Raw genomic sequence first — 15,802 nt, forward strand, 5'->3', positions numbered from 1 at the left:
GATTTCCCCCATGCTTACCCCCGTTGACGATGGCCCCGCCGTGGTGGCCTGCAACACCTGCCGGTTGAGCGCTGACCTGCGCGAGGATGACCAGGGCCAGCGCGGTGGTGCGCGGCTTTTGGCGGCGCTGCGCACGGTGCAGCAGGGCGATGCCCGCTATGCCGGGATTGCCGTGCAGGAAATGGCCTGCCTGTTTGCCTGCAAGGACCACTGCACCGTGCACCTGCGCGCGCCGGGCAAGGTGGGCTATGTTCTCGGCCGTTTTGACGCGGACGAAGCGGCCGCCACGGCAATCCTCGATTATGCCGCCGCCTATGCGCAAAGCGAGCATGGGCGCGTGCCGTTCAAGGAATGGCCGCAAGGGGTGAAAGGCCATTTCATTAGCCGCACCCCGCCGGCCGGGTTCGTCGCGGCATGAGCGCGTTTGCTTCTCCGGCCGCGTTCGATGCGGCGCTTGCCGATCTGGCCCTGCCCGATGCTGCGGCGGCCGCCGCAGCGCGGGCGCGGCAGGATGATCTGACAAAGCCGCCCGGATCGCTGGGCCGGCTGGAAGACATCGCCGTGTTCATGGCCGGCTGGCAGGGGCGCGAACGCCCGGTGATCGCGCGCGGGCGCACCGCGATCTTTGCCGGCAACCATGGCTTTATGGTGCATGGCGTCAGCGCCTTTCCCACCAGCGTGACCGCCGCCATGGTGGCCAACTTTGCCGCCGGGGGCGCGGCGATCAATGCGCTGGCGGGCGTTGCCGGCCTTGAGTTGATGGTGGTGCCGCTCGATCTTGATCGTCCCACCGCCGATTTCACTGCCGCCCCGGCGATGACCGAGGCGGAATGCCTGGCGGCCCTCAACGCAGGTGCCGCAGTGGTTACGCCCGATCTTGATATCCTGACGCTAGGTGAAATGGGCATCGGCAATACCACGGCCGCTGCCGCGCTCTGCGCCCTCAGCCTGGGGGGCAGCGCGGCGGAGTGGGCCGGGCCGGGCACCGGGCTCGATGCCGCCGGCGTGGCGCGCAAGGTTGCGGTGATCGCTCAAGCGCTGGCCTTCCATGCCGATGCGCCGCACACCCCGTTCGAAACCCTGCGCCGGCTGGGCGGGCGAGAGATTGCGGCGATGGCTGGCGCGGTGTTGCGCGCGCGGGCCTTGCGCGTTCCGGTGGTGCTCGACGGCTTCATCACCTGTGCTGCCCTGGCGCCACTGGCGGTGGTGGCACCGGGCATCGTCGATCATTGCCTGGCCGGGCACTGTTCGGCCGAACCGGGGCATGTGCGCCTGCTGGCGCGGCTGGGGCTGGTGCCGCTGCTCAACCTGGGCATGCGGCTGGGCGAGGGCAGCGGCGCTGCGGTGGCCGTAGGGGTGATCCGCGCCGCGCTTGCCGCGCACGACCAGATGGCAACCTTTGCCCAGGCCGGCGTGGCATCGGGCGCGGCAGCGGGCGCGGAAGGGCAGGCGTGAGCGGCTTCCTGCTGCATCTGTTGCGCCACGGCGCGCCGGCCACGCCTGGGCTCTTGCTGGGCCACGACGACATGGCGCCCACGGCTGCTGGCCTGGCTGCCTGTACGCAGCGGGCGCAAAGCGTGGATTTTGCCGGCATCGTGGCATCGGACCTGCGCCGCTGTGCTGCTGCTGCCCAGGCCATTGCCGCCCCGCGCGCCCTGCCGGTGCAGCTGGACCGGCGCTGGCGCGAGCTGGATTTCGGCGCTTGGGATGGTCTCGCCCCCGCGCAGGTAAGCTGCGCGGCGCTGACCGCGTTCTGGGTCGATCCCGATGCTCACGCCCCGCCGGGTGGAGAGCGCTGGTCCGCGCTGCGCGCGCGGGTAGCGGCGGCACTGGCCGATCTGCCCGGCAGCGACACCCTGGTGGTGACGCACGGTGGCGCGATGCGTGCCGCGCTCACCGTGCTGTGCGGGTTTGTGTCGGAACAGGCCTGGGCGTTTGACCTGCCCTATGCCGCGCTGCTCAGCCTGCGGGTCTGGCCCGGGGCGCGACCCTCAGCGCAGATCGTGGGGCTGGCCACATGAAAGGCTTTTTACTGGCAACGCAGTTCCTCACCCGCCTGCCCACGCCGCGCGTGGCTGCCGACGCTGGCGATTTTGCCGCCTCGATACGGTGGTTTCCCGCCGTGGGCGTGATCGTGGGTGGCTGCGTGGCCGGGGCGGCCTGGGCTGGTGGGTGGCTCGATCCGTGGATTGGGGCGATGGCCGGCCTGATGGCATGGGTGGCCGTGACGGGCGCGCTGCATCTCGATGGCCTGGCCGATCTGGCCGATGCCAGCGGCGCTGCCCATCGCGATCGCGCGCGGTTGCTGGCGGTGCTGGCCGATCCGCACGTCGGCAGCTTTGGCGTGGTGGCGGTGGTGATGCAACTCATGGCCAAGCTGGTGCTGCTCCATGCGCTGGTGGCGCAGGGCATGATGGCGGGCATCGTCTGGGTGCCTTTCGCCGCACGCCTTGGCCCGCTTGCCTGGGCGCGCTGGCTGCCGCCCTTGCACGCCGGGCTGGGGGCGCGTTTTGCCGGTGTGGTGCGCCGCCGCGATCTGGTGCTGTGGGCCGGCGCGCTGGCGCTGGCCGCCTGGTGGTATCCGGCCTTGCTGATCGCGGTGCCGGGCATGGCGCTGTGGGGCTGGTGGCTCAAGGTGCGGATCGGCGGTATTTCCGGCGATGGCCATGGCGCCGGCATCGAATGGAACGAAACCGTTCTATTACTGGCCTTATGCATTGCGGGGCGGTTGTGGGGCTGAACCGCTTCACCTGGCATGGCGGCGGGCTGGCGGCGGCGCGCGCGCAGTTTGGTGATGGGCCTTGGCTGGACCTGTCCACCGGGATCAACCCATGCCCCTGGCCTCACGCCGGGGCGGTGGCGGCGTCGGTGGATTGGCAGGCCCTGCCCGATGAAAGCGCGCTGCGCGGCCTGGAGCAGGCCGCGGCGGTGCACTTTGGCTGCGCGGCCGCCCATGTCTGCGCCGTGCCTGGCACCGAGATCGGGCTGCGGCTGATAGGCGATCTGATCGGTGGCACGGGCTGCCATGCCGTGCCGGGCTATCGCACCCATGCCGAGATGCTGCGCGCCAGCGTGGCGGTGGCCGACCCGGAAAGCGCCGATGGCGCCAGCCTGGTCCTGGCCAATCCCAACAACCCCGATGGCCGCCTGTTGACGCCGCCGATGCTGCGCGAATTGTTGCACCGGCGCGGGGATCATGGCTGGCTCTTGCTGGATGAAGCCTTTGCCGACGCGCACCCGCAAGCCAGCCTGGCCGGCGACATTGCCGACGCGCAGCGGCTGGTGATCTTCCGCTCGTTCGGCAAGTTCTTTGGCCTGGCGGGCCTGCGCCTGGGCTTTGTGCTGGGGCCGCGCGCGCTGTTGGCGGCGTTGCGGGCGCGGCTGGGGGCCTGGCCCCTGTGCGCGGCGGCGCTGGCAGTGGGCCAGGCGGCCTATCGTGATACTGCCTGGATCGCCGCCGAGCGTAATGCCTTGCCGAAGCGGGCGGCAAGCCTGGACGCGGCGCTGCGGGCCAAGGGCTATACCGTTGGCGGGGCCTGCCCGCTGTTTCGCCTGGTGCGCGGCGTGAACGGGGCCGGCCTGTTCGCCCATCTGGCGCAGCAGCATATCCTGACGCGGCCGTTTGCCGATCAGCCGGATTGGTTGCGGCTGGGCCTGCCAGGCGATGCAGCGGGTCTGGCGCGACTGGTGCAGGCCTTGCCCCGCCATGGGTGAAACGCTCGCTGCCCTGGCACTCGCGCTGGCGCTCGATCTCGCGCTCGGCTGGCCAGCGGCGCTCTATGCGCGCGTGGGCCATCCGGTAGGCGGCTTTGCCCGCGTGATCGGCTGGTGCGCGCGCCTTGGCAATCGCCCGCAGTGGAGCGCGGGGCGTCGCCGCGCCATGGGCGTGGTTACAGTGCTGATATTGCTGGCCGTGGCGATTGGCCTCGCTGGCGTGCTCCAGGCCCTGGCAACCTGGCTTGCCGGCGGCTGGGCGTGGATCGTGATCGGCCTGCTGGCCTGGCCAGGCCTTGCCCTGCGCAGCCTGCACGATCACGTGCGGCCGGTGGCGCTGGCCCTGGCGCGCGATGATCTTGCGGGCGCGCGGCGCGCCGTGGCGATGATCGTGGGCCGCGATACGGCCACGCTCGACCGCGCCGGGGTGGCCCGCGCCGCGATCGAAAGCCTGGCGGAAAGCTTTTGCGATGGGGTGGCGGCGCCGCTGTTCTGGCTGGTCTTGGCCGGCCTGCCGGGGCTGTGGGCCTACAAGGCGATCAACACCGCCGACAGCCTGATCGGCCATCGCGAGGCGCCGTGGGGCCCGTTCGGCTGGGCGGCGGCGCGGCTGGACGATGCGCTGAACCTGCTGCCGGCGCGGCTGGGCGCGGTCTTGCTGTGCCTGGCGGGCGGTGGCGGCTGGGCGGTGCTGTGGCGCGATCACTGCCGGCATGCCTCGCCCAATGCGGGGTGGACCGAGGCGGCGATGGCGGGCTCGCTGGGCCTGCGGCTGGCCGGGCCGCTCGCCTATGATGGCGTGGCCGTGGCCAAGGAGTGGATCGGGCAGGGGCGCGCGGCGGCCGATGCGCATGATGTGGCGCGGGCGCTGCGGCTCTATCGGCGGGCCTGCGCGCTGTTGATCGCGGTGGCGCTGGGCGTGGTGCTGGTGTGGAAGGGATGAAGATGGGCGCATTGATGGTGCAGGGCACCGGGTCTGACGTGGGCAAATCGGTGCTGGTGGCCGGGCTGTGCCGCGCGCTTGCCAACCGGGACCTGCGCGTCTTGCCGTTCAAGCCGCAGAACATGTCGAACAACGCCGCTGTCACCAGCGATGGCGGGGAAATCGGCCGGGCGCAGGCGCTGCAGGCCCTGGCCTGCCGTGCCGCGCCGCATACCGACATGAACCCGGTGCTGCTCAAACCGCAGGCGGATCACACCTCGCAACTGGTGGTGCATGGCCGGGTGCGCGGCACGCTGGGCGGTGGCAATTTCCGCATGGGCCGCGCGGCGCTGCTGCCCGATGTCATGGCCAGTTGGCAGCGGTTGCGTGCGCAGGCCGATGTGGTGGTGGTGGAAGGGGCGGGCTCGCCTGCGGAAATCAACCTGCGCGCCGGTGATATTGCCAACATGGGCTTTGCCCGCGCGGCGCAGGTGCCGGTGGTGCTGGTCGGCGATATCGACCGGGGCGGGGTGATCGCCGCGCTGGTGGGTACGCGGGCCGTGCTCGATCCGGAAGACGCGGCGATGATCCGGGGCTTTATCGTCAACAAGTTCCGGGGTGATCCCGCGCTCTTTGCCGATGGCTATCAGCAGATTGCCGCGCTTTGCGGCTGGCGCGGCTTTGGCGTGGTGCCGTGGCTGGCGGAAAGTGCGCGCCTGCCGAGCGAAGACGCCGTGGTGCTGGAACGTCATGCCCCGCTGCGCGCGGGCGCACTGCGCATTGCCTGCCCGATCCTGCCGCGCATTGCCAATTTCGATGATCTCGATCCGCTGAAAGGCGAAAGCGGGGTGGAACTGGTGATGGTGCCGCCGGGCCAGCCGATCCCGGCCGATTGCGCGCTGATAGTGCTGCCCGGATCGAAGGCCACGCTGGCCGATCTCGCTGCATTGCGTGCGCAAGGCTGGGATATCGACATTTTGGCGCATCATCGCCGTGGCGGGCGCGTCCTGGGCATTTGCGGCGGATACCAGATGCTGGGCAAGACCGTGGCCGATCCCCATGGCATCGAGGGGCCAGCGGGCGAAATGGCCGGGCTGGGCCTGCTCGACGTGACCACCGTGCTCACCGCGCACAAGGCGCTGCGCCAGGTGGCGGGGCAGGCGCTGGGCCAGGCGTTTGCCGGTTTCGAGATGCACATGGGCCAAACCGATGGTCCCGATTGCGCGCGGCCCTTTGCACTGCTCGATGGTGACAGGCCTGATGGCGCGATCGACGCGGGCGGGCAGGTCATGGGCAGCTATGTCCATGGCGCGCTGGGCGGGCCGGCGCTGCGTGGTGCGCTGCTCGGCTGGATCGGGGGAGTATCCGATGGGGCAAACCATTCTGCGGTGGTCGACGCCGCACTCGATGCGATTGCCGCCCGGTTGGAACAGCATCTCGATATCGACGGCCTCTTGGCCCTGGCGCGCGAGGCTGGCGATGCCTAGTCTGTTCGTGATCGGCGGGGCGCGGTCGGGCAAGAGCCGCTATGCCCAGCAGCGTGCCGAGGATAGCGGCCTGGCGCCGCGCTACATCGCCACGGCCCAGGCCTTTGACGCGGAAATGACCGCGCGCATCGCCCGCCACCAGGCAGAGCGCGATGCTCGCTGGCAAACCGTCGATGCGCCGCTCGACCTGCCGCACGCGATCGCCACCCATGCCGCGCCCGATCGCGTGCTGCTGGTCGATTGCCTAACCCTGTGGCTCAGCAACCTGATGCTGGCAGAGCGCGACATGGCCGCCGCGCTCGACGATCTGGACCAGACCGTGGCCGGGGCGGCGGGCCTGGTCATCCTGGTCAGCAACGAAGTGGGCCAGGGCATCGTGCCCGACAATGCCCTGGCCCGGCGCTTTCGCGACGAGGCGGGCTGGGCGAACCAGCGCATGGCGGCGGTGTGTGACGAGGCCGTGCTGGTCTGCGCCGGGCTGCCGCTGAAGTTGAAATAGAATGGGAAAAAGCCCCATCCTCTTTAGAGGAGGGGGTTGGGGGTGGTGGAAACCTTGCGCCAGGCCTCGCACCACCCCCCGACCCCCTCTTCTGAAGAGGAGGGGGAGAAAGTGGTCAGTTTTTGGCCAGTTCCGCGTCGAGCAGTTGCATCACGCGGGCTTCGTCGGGAAAGCCTTCGGCCACCCAGCGCGCCTCTACCGCGCGCAGGGTGCGGGCAACGTCTGGCCCGGCGCCGACGCCGCGTGCCACGATCTGCCCGCCCTTGAGTGGCAGGCGTGGCACGGTCCAGCCAGACAGGTCGGTAATATCGCGTCCGGCCAGCAGCAGGCGGTCGATCGCCTCGTCCCGGCCCAGTTCATAGGCCATGGCGCGGGGCGGGCGCAGCGCATCGAGCGGACTGCGCGCAGCGGCGGCAACCAGGCGCTTGCGCTGCGCGATCGAGAGGCGCAGCCGCGCGGCGACCTGTTCCACCACGGGCGGATCGGCGGGCAGCAGCGCGGCCATGCGGCGCAGGGCATCGGGGGCTTGGCCGGCTTTTGCCTCTGCGGCGATCAAGGCGGGCAGGGCGGCCGGGTCGGCCTCGGGCAAGACTTGCGCCAGCACGCCCATCTGCGCCATGCGCGCCACCGTGGCGGCGGGATCGGGCAGTGCGAGCAGGCCGAGCAATTCGCTGGCCACGCGTTCGCGCGACAGGCCCTTCATCCCCGGCGCCAGCGCCGCGCAGGCCGCCTCTGCCGCAGGATCGGCCGGCAGCGAGCCGAACCGCGCCTGAAAGCGGAAGTAGCGCAGGATGCGCAGGTAATCCTCGCGGATGCGCTCGTCGGCCGCGCCGATGAAGCGCAGCGTGCGGCTGGCCAGATCATCCAGCCCGCCGAAATAGTCGCTCACCTCCAGCGTGCGCGGATCGGCGTAGAGCGCATTGATCGTGAAATCGCGCCGCGCCGCGTCTTCCTGCCATTCGCGGGAAAAGGCGACAGTGGCGTGGCGCCCATCGGTCGACACGTCGCGCCGCAGGGTGGTGATCTCCACCGGGCCGCCGGGCAGCACCGCGGTGATCGTGCCATGGGCGAGGCCAGTGGGCACCTGGCGGATGCCGGCGGCTTTCAGCAGCGCCTGCGTCTGTTCGGGCAGGTGCGGGGTGGCCATGTCGATGTCTTTGACGTCAAGGCCCAACAGCGTGTCGCGCACGGCGCCGCCGACATAGCGGCACAGGCCCGCGCCATCGGGATCGAGCGCCGCAACCAGGCCGGCCAGGTCTTCGCGCGTGGTCCACGGGGCAGGGGGCAGGATGGTGGTGTTCATGCGTCGGGCCATTGCATGCGCTTGGCAAGATTGGCGATGATCGCCGCGGTCACGCCCCAGATGCGGTGCCCCTGCCACAGGATTTCGATCGTGCGGCCGCGCCGGCCGTTCCATTCCGCCTCGATCCAGTCGTGGCCGCGCCGGTCGAGCAGCAGGGACAGCGGCGGTTCGAACCAGCCAGCCACCTCGGCCGGGTTGGGTTGCAGCGGCAGGTCGGGCGGCACCACGGCGAGAACCGGGGTAATGTCATACCCCGTGCCGGTGCGATAGCGATCGGTCGGGCCGATCACGCGCACCATGGCCGGATCGATGCCCAGTTCCTCGTTCGCTTCGCGCAAGGCCGCCTCTACCGGGGTTTCGCCTGGTTCGATCTTGCCGCCGGGAAAGGCGGCCTGGCCGGGATGGGCACGCATGTGGCTGGGGCGATGGATTAACAGCACGCCCGGGCCATCGGGATGATCGACACGGTCGGTTACGGCGATCAGCACGGCGGCCGGGCGCAGGCCATCGGGCACCACGCGCCAATCGGCGATCAGATCGGGTGCCGGCCCTTCATGCCCGGCGCGGTGCAGCGCGGACAGACGGTCGAACAGCGCCGCGTTCATGGCGCCGGAACCAGCGGAAAACGTGCGCCCCGGCTTTCTACCATCAGGCCGTGCGGCTGGTCTGCGGCGGGCGAAACCTCCAGCGCGTGGGCGATCAGCTGGCCATAGGTGCTGCGGTTGAGGCGCGCCGCGATCCCGTGGCGCACCGCGAGGTAGAATGCCGGCAGCTCTGCCGTGCCGGCCACGCGCAGGGGGTGATCGGGACCGCACAGCACCACGTCATCGGTGTTGAGGCGGAATGCCAGCACGGCCTCGCCAGTGGCTGGATCGTGGCGCACTTCCATGTCGATCGCCACCAACGCAGCATCATCCACTGCGATGGCCAGGCGCTCGTGCGGGGTGACCAGCCAGTGCTGGCCGTCCTCGTCGCGCAGCAGCAGCGAGGCAAAGGCGCGGACCATCGCCGGGCGGGTGATCGGGCTGCCTTCATGCAGCCAGCTGCCATCGGCGGTGATGCGCATGTGGCTCTCCCCGCTATGCGCAGGGTTCCACTGATCGAGCGGGGGCAGGCGGCGGCTTTGCGCGAGCGCGGCGATCTCGCTGAGCGAAAGGCCGGCCAGTTCGGGGGGAGGTTCGTAAGGCACAGGCTGAGCCCTGCCAGACTTGATCAGCCCCGCCAAGGCCCCAGCATGCCTTCGCCCGGAAGGACGGCAGGGTTGGCCGTGCGGCACAGCAGGCGATGCTGATCAAACGGCCCGGGCAACTGCCAGCCAGCGGTGTGCGCGTTGCTGAAGCCGAAAAAGCGTTCGTAGTATTCCGGATCGCCGATCATCACCTGCGGCAGTGGCGCCCGTGGATCGATCGCGGTCAGGCTGGCCGTGACCAGCGCTTTGCCATAGCCGCGCCCCTGCTGGCCGGGCATGACGGCCACCGGGCCAACCATGATCATCGGCACGCGGCGCCCCTCGGGCGTGGTCAGCGCCACGGGCCAGCACTGGATCGTGCCGGCCAGCATGTCTTCATCGTCCAGCGCGGCAAACGACAGGCCGGGCAGGCAATCGATCCCCTCGCGCAGGCGATAGGCAGTGCGCTGGCGACGCTCCGGCTCGAACGCGGCATCGAGCAGCTCTTCAACCAGTTGCGGATCGACATCGGCGAGGGGAATGATCGTGGACAAGAACAGGCGCCTTGGGAATCGTGAAACGTGCCGGGCCGATAGCGGCCGGGGGGCAGGGGGTCAAACGATTGGGGATGGCGGGAAGCTACATGCTCCCCCTCCTCTTCAGAGGAGGGGGCTGGGGGGTGGTGGATGCCACGCGCGTCGGTTCAGCATTCCACCACCCCCAACCCCTCCTCTGAAGAGGATGGGGCTATTGTTGGTTTGCTGCTCAGCTTTCGCTGAAAACGAAGGGCACGGCCGCGCGGCGATAATCGTCGGGCAGGATTTCGCGGCCCAGCGGGGGCTGGGCGCGGGCCGGGCATTCCGCGCGCTGGCATAGGCGGCAGGTTACGCCCACCGGCGTTGCCGCGGCGGTTTGCGGATCGACGCCCCGTGCCGCCGCCAGGCGCGGGGCGGCCTGGGCCGGGCAGACCAGCGCCATGGCGCGGCGCACTGGCGGCAGGCCTGGGCCGGTGGAGATATCGATCGTGCGCGCGATCGAGAAGAAGCGATCGCCATGGGGCATTTCCAGCCACTGGGTCAGCACCTCGCCGGGGCGGGCAAAGGCCTGGTGCAGGCTCCACAGCGGGCAGCCGCCACCCTGCGCGGCAAAGGAAAAGCCCGCGCCATCGATGCGCCGGACCACGTTGCCGGCGCTATCGAGTTCCACCAGGAAGAATGGCACACCTTCCTGGCCCGGCTTGGTCAGCGTGGCCAGGCGCAACGCGGCCTGCTGCCATTCCACGCCGAACAGATCGGCTAGGCCCTGCACGTCATAGCCCTGCGCCTGGGCGGCGCGGGCAAAGCGGTCATAGGGCATGAGCACGGCCGCCGCGCCCAGTTCGGCCAGGGCGCGGCGGACCAGTTGCGCTGCCGTGGCGCTGGCAAAGCTTTCCCCGCGCACGATCGCGGCAATATCGGGGCGCAGGCTGGTATAGGCGATGTGCAGCGCGATCTGCCAGGCGCGGCGCTGTGGCCCCAGGCATTCGTCGAGCAGCAACTGTTCGTTGTGCCGGTCATAGCGCGCCAGGGCGCCCATCATCACGCTGGCCGGCATGGCACGCACGCGCAGGCCATTGCGGCGCAGCCATTCGGCGCCGCCGCCGGCCGTCTCGATCTCGGCGCTCAGTGCCTCCGCGCGGGTTTCGATGCCGGCAAACCAGTGCCCACGCGCGGCCAGAAAGCGCCGCGCCTCACACACCGGATCGGCCGAGGGCGTGGCGCCAGCCGCCTCGCGTCCTTCGGCCAGGGCCTGGCCGGCGCGGGCATAGGCGCCGTGCAGGCGCAGCATCGCCTCGGTCATGCCGGGAAAGCTGCTGGCAAGGTCTGCCACTTCCAGCGCGGGCAGGTCGATCTCGGCAAACAGCGGATCGCGCAGCGCCTCGGCCAGGCGGCGGGCGTGATCGTCGCGGTCCTGCGCGGCGAGGTCGGCCATGTCGAGCCGATAGGTCGCGGCCAGGCGCAGCAGCAGGTCGGCGGTCAGCGGGCGCTGGTTGCGCTCGATCAGCGCGATGTAGCTGGGCGAAACGCCCATGTCCTCGGCCAGGGCCTGTTGTGTCAGCCCCAGTTCGCGGCGCAGGCGCTTGATGCGGGGGCCAAGGTAAAGCGGGCGGGAAGGAGCTGCAGGGCGGGCCATGCCTGCATTCTTGTCATGCCTGTACAACTTTACAAGCAAAACATGTAAAGTTTGACAACAAGACCCCGCAGCGCATTCCGCAGTGCATCATGCCGACCTATTCCGGGTGCAACGAAACACCATCGTATAGCGGAAGGGGCACATGCCATGACGTACCAGCAATCGATCATCGAGGCGGATCGCACGATCACGCCGAACACCCACTGGGATGGCATTGCCGCCGAAAGCGTGGCGCGCATGCGCCTGCAGAACCGCTTCCGCACCGGGCTTGACATCGCGCGCTACACCGCCGGCATCATGCGCCGCGACATGGCTGCCTATGATGCCGATCCGGCCAACTACACCCAGTCGCTGGGGTGCTGGCACGGCTTCATCGGCCAGCAGAAGATGATTTCCATCAAGAAGCATTTCGGCACCACCAAGGGCCGTTACCTCTACCTGTCGGGTTGGATGGTTGCGGCGCTGCGCAGCGAGTTCGGGCCGCTGCCCGACCAGTCGATGCACGAAAAGACCAGCGTTGCCGCGTTGATCGAGGAACTCTACACTTTCCTGCGCCAGGCCGATGCGCGCGAGTTGAACCAGCTGTTCCGCGATCTGGATGCCGCGCGCAATGCCGGTGATCAGGTCAAGGCCGCCAAGATCCAGCACGACATCGACACCTACGAAACGCACATCGTGCCGATCGTTGCCGATATCGACGCCGGGTTCGGCAATGCCGAGGCAACCTATCTGCTGGCCAAGAAGTTCATCGAGGCGGGCGCCTGCTGCATCCAGATCGAAAACCAGGTTTCCGATGAAAAGCAGTGCGGCCACCAGGACGGCAAGGTTACCGTGCCGCACGAGGACTTCATCGCGAAGATCCGCGCGGTGCGCTATGCCTTCCTCGAACTGGGCGTGGACGATGGCGTGATCGTCGCCCGTACCGACTCGCTCGGCGCTGGCCTGACCAAGCAGATCGCCTTCACCCGCGAGGCTGGCGACATTGGCGACCAGTACAACGCCTTCCTCGACTGCGAGCCGGTCGATGCGGCCAAGATCGGCCATGGCGACGTGCTGATCACCCGCGACGGGCAACTGATGAAGCCCAAGCGCCTGCCCTCGAACCTCTATCAGTTCCGCCCTGGAACCGGCGAGGATCGCTGCGTGCTGGATTGCATCACCAGCCTGCAGAACGGCGCAGACCTGCTGTGGATCGAAACCGAAAAGCCGCACATCGGCCAGATCGGCGGGATGGTGTCGCGCATCCGCGAGGTGATCCCCAATGCCAAGCTGGTCTATAACAACTCGCCCAGCTTCAACTGGACGCTCAATTTCCGCCAGCAGGTGTTCGATGCCTGGGCCGCGGAAGGCAAGGACGTGAGCGGCTTTGACCGGGCGCGGCTGATGAGCGTGGACTATGACGAAACCGAATTGGCGGCAGAGGCCGACGAGCGCATCCGCACCTTCCAGCGCGATGCCGCCCGCGAAGCCGGCATCTTCCACCACCTGATCACGCTGCCGACCTATCACACGGCCGCGCTCAGCACCGACAACCTGGCCAAGGAATACTTCGGCGAGGCGGGCATGCTGGGCTACGTCAAGGGCGTGCAGCGCCAGGAAATCCGCCAGGGTATTGCCTGCGTCAAGCACCAGGCCATGGCGGGTTCGGACATCGGCGACGATCACAAGGAATACTTTGCCCGCGACGCCGCGCTCAAGGCCGGTGGCACGCACAACACGATGAACCAGTTCGCGGCTTGAGCCGAGCCGCGAATATAATCCAAGGAGAAGGACAATGGCTGAACCTGCCCGTGCCCGTGCAGTCCTCTCGACTGAGGACTTCAAGCTGATCCGCGAGGCTGTGCTGCACTACCTCAAGGCTATCGAGGACAAGCCCGAATCGGTGAAGTTCTCGCATCTCTATCATCGCCTCGGCAGCGCCATGGGCCGTTGAGCCCGCGCTGACACGAGGAAGACCACGACTTCGCTTTTCCTGGGGAGGAAAGGCTGGCCCGTCGGGCGCCACAGCGGCGCACGGCGGGCCTTCTTCTTGGGCGCTCAAGGAAATCTTTGGCGGCCTTCAGCTTTTCTCGAATGACCTTTATCAACTGAAATGGTAGAGAAATTGCATCGGCCTTGTCCGGTCGCGGCTTTTGATCCTGCCAGCTTGCTCCGCGTCACCAACAGCTAAAGCGCACGAAAGCGAGGCCATGTGGCCAGGTTCGTGTTCGGCCCTGTGAAAAGGAGAATGCGACGATGTCCCGTTTGAACGCCCGCCCGATTTCCCGCCGTCCGGCCCCCCTCCGCGCCAATGCACCGCTGCCCCACCCTTCGTGGGGCACGCTGGGGCTGGCGCGGCCGGATGGCGAGCGGCCCAGCACGGCGGAAGAATTCTTTCGCCGGCTGGGCCTTTGAATGCTGACTTCTGTTCAGCCACGCGGCTGTAGAAAACCGCATGGGCCTGCTTGCCGGCCTGCAACCGATTGATCACGATAAGGCCCCATGAAGTCCGCGCTCATCATCCGCCACGTGCCCTACGAAGGGGTGGCCGGCTATCGCCAGCCGATCGAGGATGCCGGTTACGATGTTGACCGCATCGATGTGTGCGATCCGGCGTTTCCGTCGCTCGACCTGTGCGAGCCTGATCTGCTGATCATGATGGGCGGGCCGATGGGCATCTATGACCAGATCGAGCATCCCTGGATCCGCTGCCAGATGCGCCGCTTGGCGCTGCGCCTGGCAGCAGACCGGCCGACGCTGGGCGTATGCTTTGGCGCGCAGATGATCGCGGCGGCGTTGGGGGCCGATGTCTATCGTGGCCATGCGCGCGAGGTGGGATTTCATCCCGTGCAGGTGCATGTGGCCGACAGCCCGCTGCGCCATGTTGCCGGCGTGCCGGTGCTGCACTGGCATGGCGACACGTTCACCCTGCCGCCGCATGCTGAACTCCTGGCCTCAAGCCATGTCTATCCGCACCAGGCGTTTCGCCGGGGGCGCAATCTGCTGGCGCTGCAATTCCATGCCGAGATGGGCGAAGACCCGCGCTTCGACGCGTGGCTGGCGCAATCGCCCGAAGACGTGGCGGCCGCCGGCCATACCCGGGCCACATTGCGGCATGCCCACGATGCCCATGGCCCCGGCGCGGTGCGGGCGGGGCGGGCGATGATCGGGGAATGGCTGGCGGGCCTGGCCTGATCGGCTAGGCCAGGTGGCAGGCGCGGGGCGCGATGGCCCGGCGCCTGCCTGGGTTCTGGCTTTAGCGGCCCTGCTGCGCGAGCAGGCGCAGGCGCAGCGCGTTGAGCTTGATGAAGCCGGCCGCGTCCTTCTGGTCATAGGCGCCAGCATCGTCTTCGAACGTCACGTGGCGTTCGGAATAGAGGCTGTCGGGCGACTGGCGGCCGACGACCGAGGCCAGGCCCTTGTAGAGCTTGAGCCGCACGGTGCCGTTGACCTTGGCCTGGCTGTGGTCGATCGCGGCCTGGAGCATCTCGCGCTCGGGCGAGAACCAGAAGCCGTTGTAGATCAGCTCGGCATACTTGGGCATCAGCTCATCCTTGAGATGCGCCGCGCCGCGATCGAGCGTGATCGATTCGATGCCGCGATGCGCCACCGCATAGATCGTGCCGCCCGGGGTTTCATACATGCCGCGGCTCTTCATGCCGACGAAGCGGTTTTCCACCAGATCGAGGCGGCCGATGCCGTGCTTGCGGCCCAGTTCGTTGAGCGCGGTGAGCAGGCTGGCGGGGCTCATCGCCTCGCCATTGAGCGCCACGCCATCGCCCTTGGTGAAATCGATGGTGATGTATTCCGGCACGTCGGGCGCGTCTTCCGGGTTGACCGTGCGCGAATAGACGTAGTCGGGCACTTCCTGCCACGGGTCTTCCAGCACCTTGCCTTCCGACGAGGTGTGCAGCAGGTTGGCGTCGGTCGAGAACGGGCTTTCGCCGCGCTTGTCCTTGGGCACCGGGATCTGGTGCTTTTCAGCCCAGGCGATCAGCGCGGTGCGGCTGGTCAGATCCCATTCGCGCCACGGCGCGATCACCTTGATGCCCGGCTCCAGCGCATAGGCCGAAAGCTCGAACCGCACCTGGTCGTTGCCCTTGCCGGTGGCGCCATGGGCCACGGCATCAGCACCGGTTTCGCGGGCGATCTCGATCAGGCGCTTGGAAATCAGCGGCCGCGCAATCGAGGTGCCGAGCAGGTAATCGCCTTCATAGCGGGCATTGGCGCGCATCATCGGGAAGACGAAATCGCGCACGAATTCCTCGCGCAGGTCGTCGATATAGATGTGCTCGGGCTTCACGCCCATCAGTTCGGCCTTGGCGCGGGCCGGTTCGAGTTCCTCGCCCTGGCCGAGATCGGCGGTGAAGGTCACGACTTCGCAGCCGTATTCCACCTGCAGCCACTTGAGGATGACGGAGGTATCGAGCCCGCCCGAATAGGCCAGGACGACACGCTTGATCTCGGACATGGGCGGGGCACTCCTCAAACTGAAAGACGCGACAACCAAAAAGACGGGGCGCGCCTAACAGGGAGGGGGGCAGATCGCAAGGCAAAC

The 15,802-nt window shown here is 68.4% G+C and carries 18 protein-coding genes; 12 read left to right on the plus strand and 6 right to left on the minus strand.

All coding sequences use genetic code 11. The features are described from left to right. Nucleotides 1-10: 10 nt before the first annotated feature. Genes IP65_RS12125 through cobU form a run of 8 tightly spaced genes read left to right on the plus strand, consistent with a single transcriptional unit; the run spans nucleotide 11 to nucleotide 6,622 of the window. Nucleotides 11-418 carry a DUF1636 domain-containing protein gene (locus IP65_RS12125; RefSeq protein ID WP_022677918.1) on the plus strand — a complete coding sequence of 136 codons (408 nt, stop codon included), beginning with the start codon at nucleotides 11-13 and terminating at the stop codon, nucleotides 416-418. After that, the gene (gene cobT, locus IP65_RS12130) at nucleotides 415-1,455 is read left to right on the plus strand and encodes a nicotinate-nucleotide--dimethylbenzimidazole phosphoribosyltransferase (RefSeq protein WP_054131923.1); all 1,041 of its coding nucleotides are present in this window, start codon (nucleotides 415-417) and stop codon (nucleotides 1,453-1,455) included. Before IP65_RS12125 ends, cobT begins: the two co-directional genes overlap by 4 nt. Next, entirely contained in the window at nucleotides 1,452-2,021 is a 570-nt protein-coding gene (locus IP65_RS12135; protein ID WP_054131924.1) for a histidine phosphatase family protein, read from the plus strand. The genes cobT and IP65_RS12135 overlap by 4 nt, the downstream gene beginning before the upstream one ends. Next, the gene (locus tag IP65_RS12140) at nucleotides 2,018-2,740 is read left to right on the plus strand and encodes an adenosylcobinamide-GDP ribazoletransferase (protein ID WP_054131925.1); all 723 of its coding nucleotides are present in this window, start codon (nucleotides 2,018-2,020) and stop codon (nucleotides 2,738-2,740) included. The genes IP65_RS12135 and IP65_RS12140 overlap by 4 nt, the downstream gene beginning before the upstream one ends. Continuing rightward, a complete protein-coding gene (locus IP65_RS12145) occupies nucleotides 2,737-3,714 on the plus strand; it encodes an aminotransferase class I/II-fold pyridoxal phosphate-dependent enzyme (protein WP_231627704.1) in 978 nt (325 codons plus the stop codon). The genes IP65_RS12140 and IP65_RS12145 overlap by 4 nt, the downstream gene beginning before the upstream one ends. Continuing rightward, a complete protein-coding gene (cbiB, locus tag IP65_RS12150) occupies nucleotides 3,707-4,657 on the plus strand; it encodes an adenosylcobinamide-phosphate synthase CbiB (RefSeq protein WP_054131927.1) in 951 nt (316 codons plus the stop codon). Before IP65_RS12145 ends, cbiB begins: the two co-directional genes overlap by 8 nt. A 2-nt stretch (nucleotides 4,658-4,659) precedes the next feature. After that, the gene (locus IP65_RS12155) at nucleotides 4,660-6,123 is read left to right on the plus strand and encodes a cobyric acid synthase (RefSeq protein WP_054131992.1); all 1,464 of its coding nucleotides are present in this window, start codon (nucleotides 4,660-4,662) and stop codon (nucleotides 6,121-6,123) included. Further along, on the plus strand, nucleotides 6,116-6,622 hold the full coding sequence (cobU, locus tag IP65_RS12160) for a bifunctional adenosylcobinamide kinase/adenosylcobinamide-phosphate guanylyltransferase (RefSeq protein WP_054131928.1): 507 nt from the start codon (nucleotides 6,116-6,118) through the stop codon (nucleotides 6,620-6,622). Before IP65_RS12155 ends, cobU begins: the two co-directional genes overlap by 8 nt. A gap of 115 nt (nucleotides 6,623-6,737) precedes the next feature. On the opposite strand, the gene IP65_RS12165 is transcribed toward cobU, so the two are convergent. The 5 genes from IP65_RS12165 to IP65_RS12185 form a co-directional block, all read right to left on the minus strand. Continuing rightward, complete coding sequence (locus IP65_RS12165) at nucleotides 6,738-7,925, minus strand: CCA tRNA nucleotidyltransferase (protein ID WP_054131929.1); 1,188 nt, start codon at nucleotides 7,923-7,925, stop codon at nucleotides 6,738-6,740. Further along, nucleotides 7,922-8,530 carry a CoA pyrophosphatase gene (locus IP65_RS12170; RefSeq protein ID WP_054131930.1) on the minus strand — a complete coding sequence of 203 codons (609 nt, stop codon included), beginning with the start codon at nucleotides 8,528-8,530 and terminating at the stop codon, nucleotides 7,922-7,924. Before IP65_RS12170 ends, IP65_RS12165 begins: the two co-directional genes overlap by 4 nt. After that, nucleotides 8,527-9,114, minus strand: a complete 588-nt coding sequence (locus IP65_RS12175; RefSeq protein WP_054131931.1) for a DUF1285 domain-containing protein — start codon at nucleotides 9,112-9,114, stop codon at nucleotides 8,527-8,529. The genes IP65_RS12170 and IP65_RS12175 overlap by 4 nt, the downstream gene beginning before the upstream one ends. A gap of 23 nt (nucleotides 9,115-9,137) precedes the next feature. Then, complete coding sequence (locus tag IP65_RS12180; protein ID WP_054131932.1) at nucleotides 9,138-9,647, minus strand: GNAT family N-acetyltransferase; 510 nt, start codon at nucleotides 9,645-9,647, stop codon at nucleotides 9,138-9,140. A gap of 211 nt (nucleotides 9,648-9,858) precedes the next feature. After that, entirely contained in the window at nucleotides 9,859-11,265 is a 1,407-nt protein-coding gene (locus IP65_RS12185) for a short-chain fatty acyl-CoA regulator family protein (protein ID WP_054131933.1), read from the minus strand. Between the two features lie 147 nt (nucleotides 11,266-11,412). On the opposite strand from IP65_RS12185, the gene IP65_RS12190 reads away from it, so the two are divergent. The 4 genes from IP65_RS12190 (at nucleotide 11,413) to IP65_RS12195 (ending at nucleotide 14,439) form a co-directional block, all read left to right on the plus strand. Next, nucleotides 11,413-13,005: an isocitrate lyase gene (locus tag IP65_RS12190; protein ID WP_022678439.1), complete on the plus strand. Its 1,593-nt coding sequence runs from the start codon at nucleotides 11,413-11,415 to the stop codon at nucleotides 13,003-13,005. A 34-nt stretch (nucleotides 13,006-13,039) separates the two neighbouring features. Continuing rightward, a complete protein-coding gene (locus tag IP65_RS21720) occupies nucleotides 13,040-13,198 on the plus strand; it encodes a hypothetical protein (RefSeq protein WP_022678438.1) in 159 nt (52 codons plus the stop codon). Nucleotides 13,199-13,500: 302 nt separating this feature from the next. Beyond that, nucleotides 13,501-13,659 carry a hypothetical protein gene (locus IP65_RS21350; protein ID WP_156306574.1) on the plus strand — a complete coding sequence of 53 codons (159 nt, stop codon included), beginning with the start codon at nucleotides 13,501-13,503 and terminating at the stop codon, nucleotides 13,657-13,659. Nucleotides 13,660-13,746: 87 nt separating this feature from the next. Continuing rightward, a complete protein-coding gene (locus tag IP65_RS12195) occupies nucleotides 13,747-14,439 on the plus strand; it encodes a glutamine amidotransferase (RefSeq protein WP_022678437.1) in 693 nt (230 codons plus the stop codon). A gap of 61 nt (nucleotides 14,440-14,500) precedes the next feature. Here the strand turns inward: IP65_RS12195 and IP65_RS12200 are convergent, their stop codons facing one another. Beyond that, nucleotides 14,501-15,715, minus strand: a complete 1,215-nt coding sequence (locus IP65_RS12200; protein ID WP_054131934.1) for an argininosuccinate synthase — start codon at nucleotides 15,713-15,715, stop codon at nucleotides 14,501-14,503. Nucleotides 15,716-15,802 lie beyond the last annotated feature (87 nt).

The sequence above is a fragment of the Novosphingobium sp. AAP1 genome (assembly GCF_001295765.1).
Classification (GTDB): domain Bacteria; phylum Pseudomonadota; class Alphaproteobacteria; order Sphingomonadales; family Sphingomonadaceae; genus Novosphingobium; species Novosphingobium capsulatum.

Coding starts and splice junctions, on each gene's coding strand:
- IP65_RS12125 (WP_022677918.1), top strand. CDS start 11: ATGCTTACCCCCGTTGACGATGGCCCCGCCGTGGTGGCCTGCAACACC.
- cobT (WP_054131923.1), top strand. CDS start 415: ATGAGCGCGTTTGCTTCTCCGGCCGCGTTCGATGCGGCGCTTGCCGAT.
- IP65_RS12140 (WP_054131925.1), top strand. CDS start 2,018: ATGAAAGGCTTTTTACTGGCAACGCAGTTCCTCACCCGCCTGCCCACG.
- cbiB (WP_054131927.1), top strand. CDS start 3,707: ATGGGTGAAACGCTCGCTGCCCTGGCACTCGCGCTGGCGCTCGATCTC.
- IP65_RS12155 (WP_054131992.1), top strand. CDS start 4,660: ATGGGCGCATTGATGGTGCAGGGCACCGGGTCTGACGTGGGCAAATCG.
- cobU (WP_054131928.1), top strand. CDS start 6,116: ATGCCTAGTCTGTTCGTGATCGGCGGGGCGCGGTCGGGCAAGAGCCGC.
- IP65_RS12165 (WP_054131929.1), bottom strand. CDS start 7,925: ATGAACACCACCATCCTGCCCCCTGCCCCGTGGACCACGCGCGAAGAC.
- IP65_RS12170 (WP_054131930.1), bottom strand. CDS start 8,530: ATGAACGCGGCGCTGTTCGACCGTCTGTCCGCGCTGCACCGCGCCGGG.
- IP65_RS12185 (WP_054131933.1), bottom strand. CDS start 11,265: ATGGCCCGCCCTGCAGCTCCTTCCCGCCCGCTTTACCTTGGCCCCCGC.
- IP65_RS12190 (WP_022678439.1), top strand. CDS start 11,413: ATGACGTACCAGCAATCGATCATCGAGGCGGATCGCACGATCACGCCG.
- IP65_RS21720 (WP_022678438.1), top strand. CDS start 13,040: ATGGCTGAACCTGCCCGTGCCCGTGCAGTCCTCTCGACTGAGGACTTC.
- IP65_RS21350 (WP_156306574.1), top strand. CDS start 13,501: ATGTCCCGTTTGAACGCCCGCCCGATTTCCCGCCGTCCGGCCCCCCTC.
- IP65_RS12195 (WP_022678437.1), top strand. CDS start 13,747: ATGAAGTCCGCGCTCATCATCCGCCACGTGCCCTACGAAGGGGTGGCC.
- IP65_RS12200 (WP_054131934.1), bottom strand. CDS start 15,715: ATGTCCGAGATCAAGCGTGTCGTCCTGGCCTATTCGGGCGGGCTCGAT.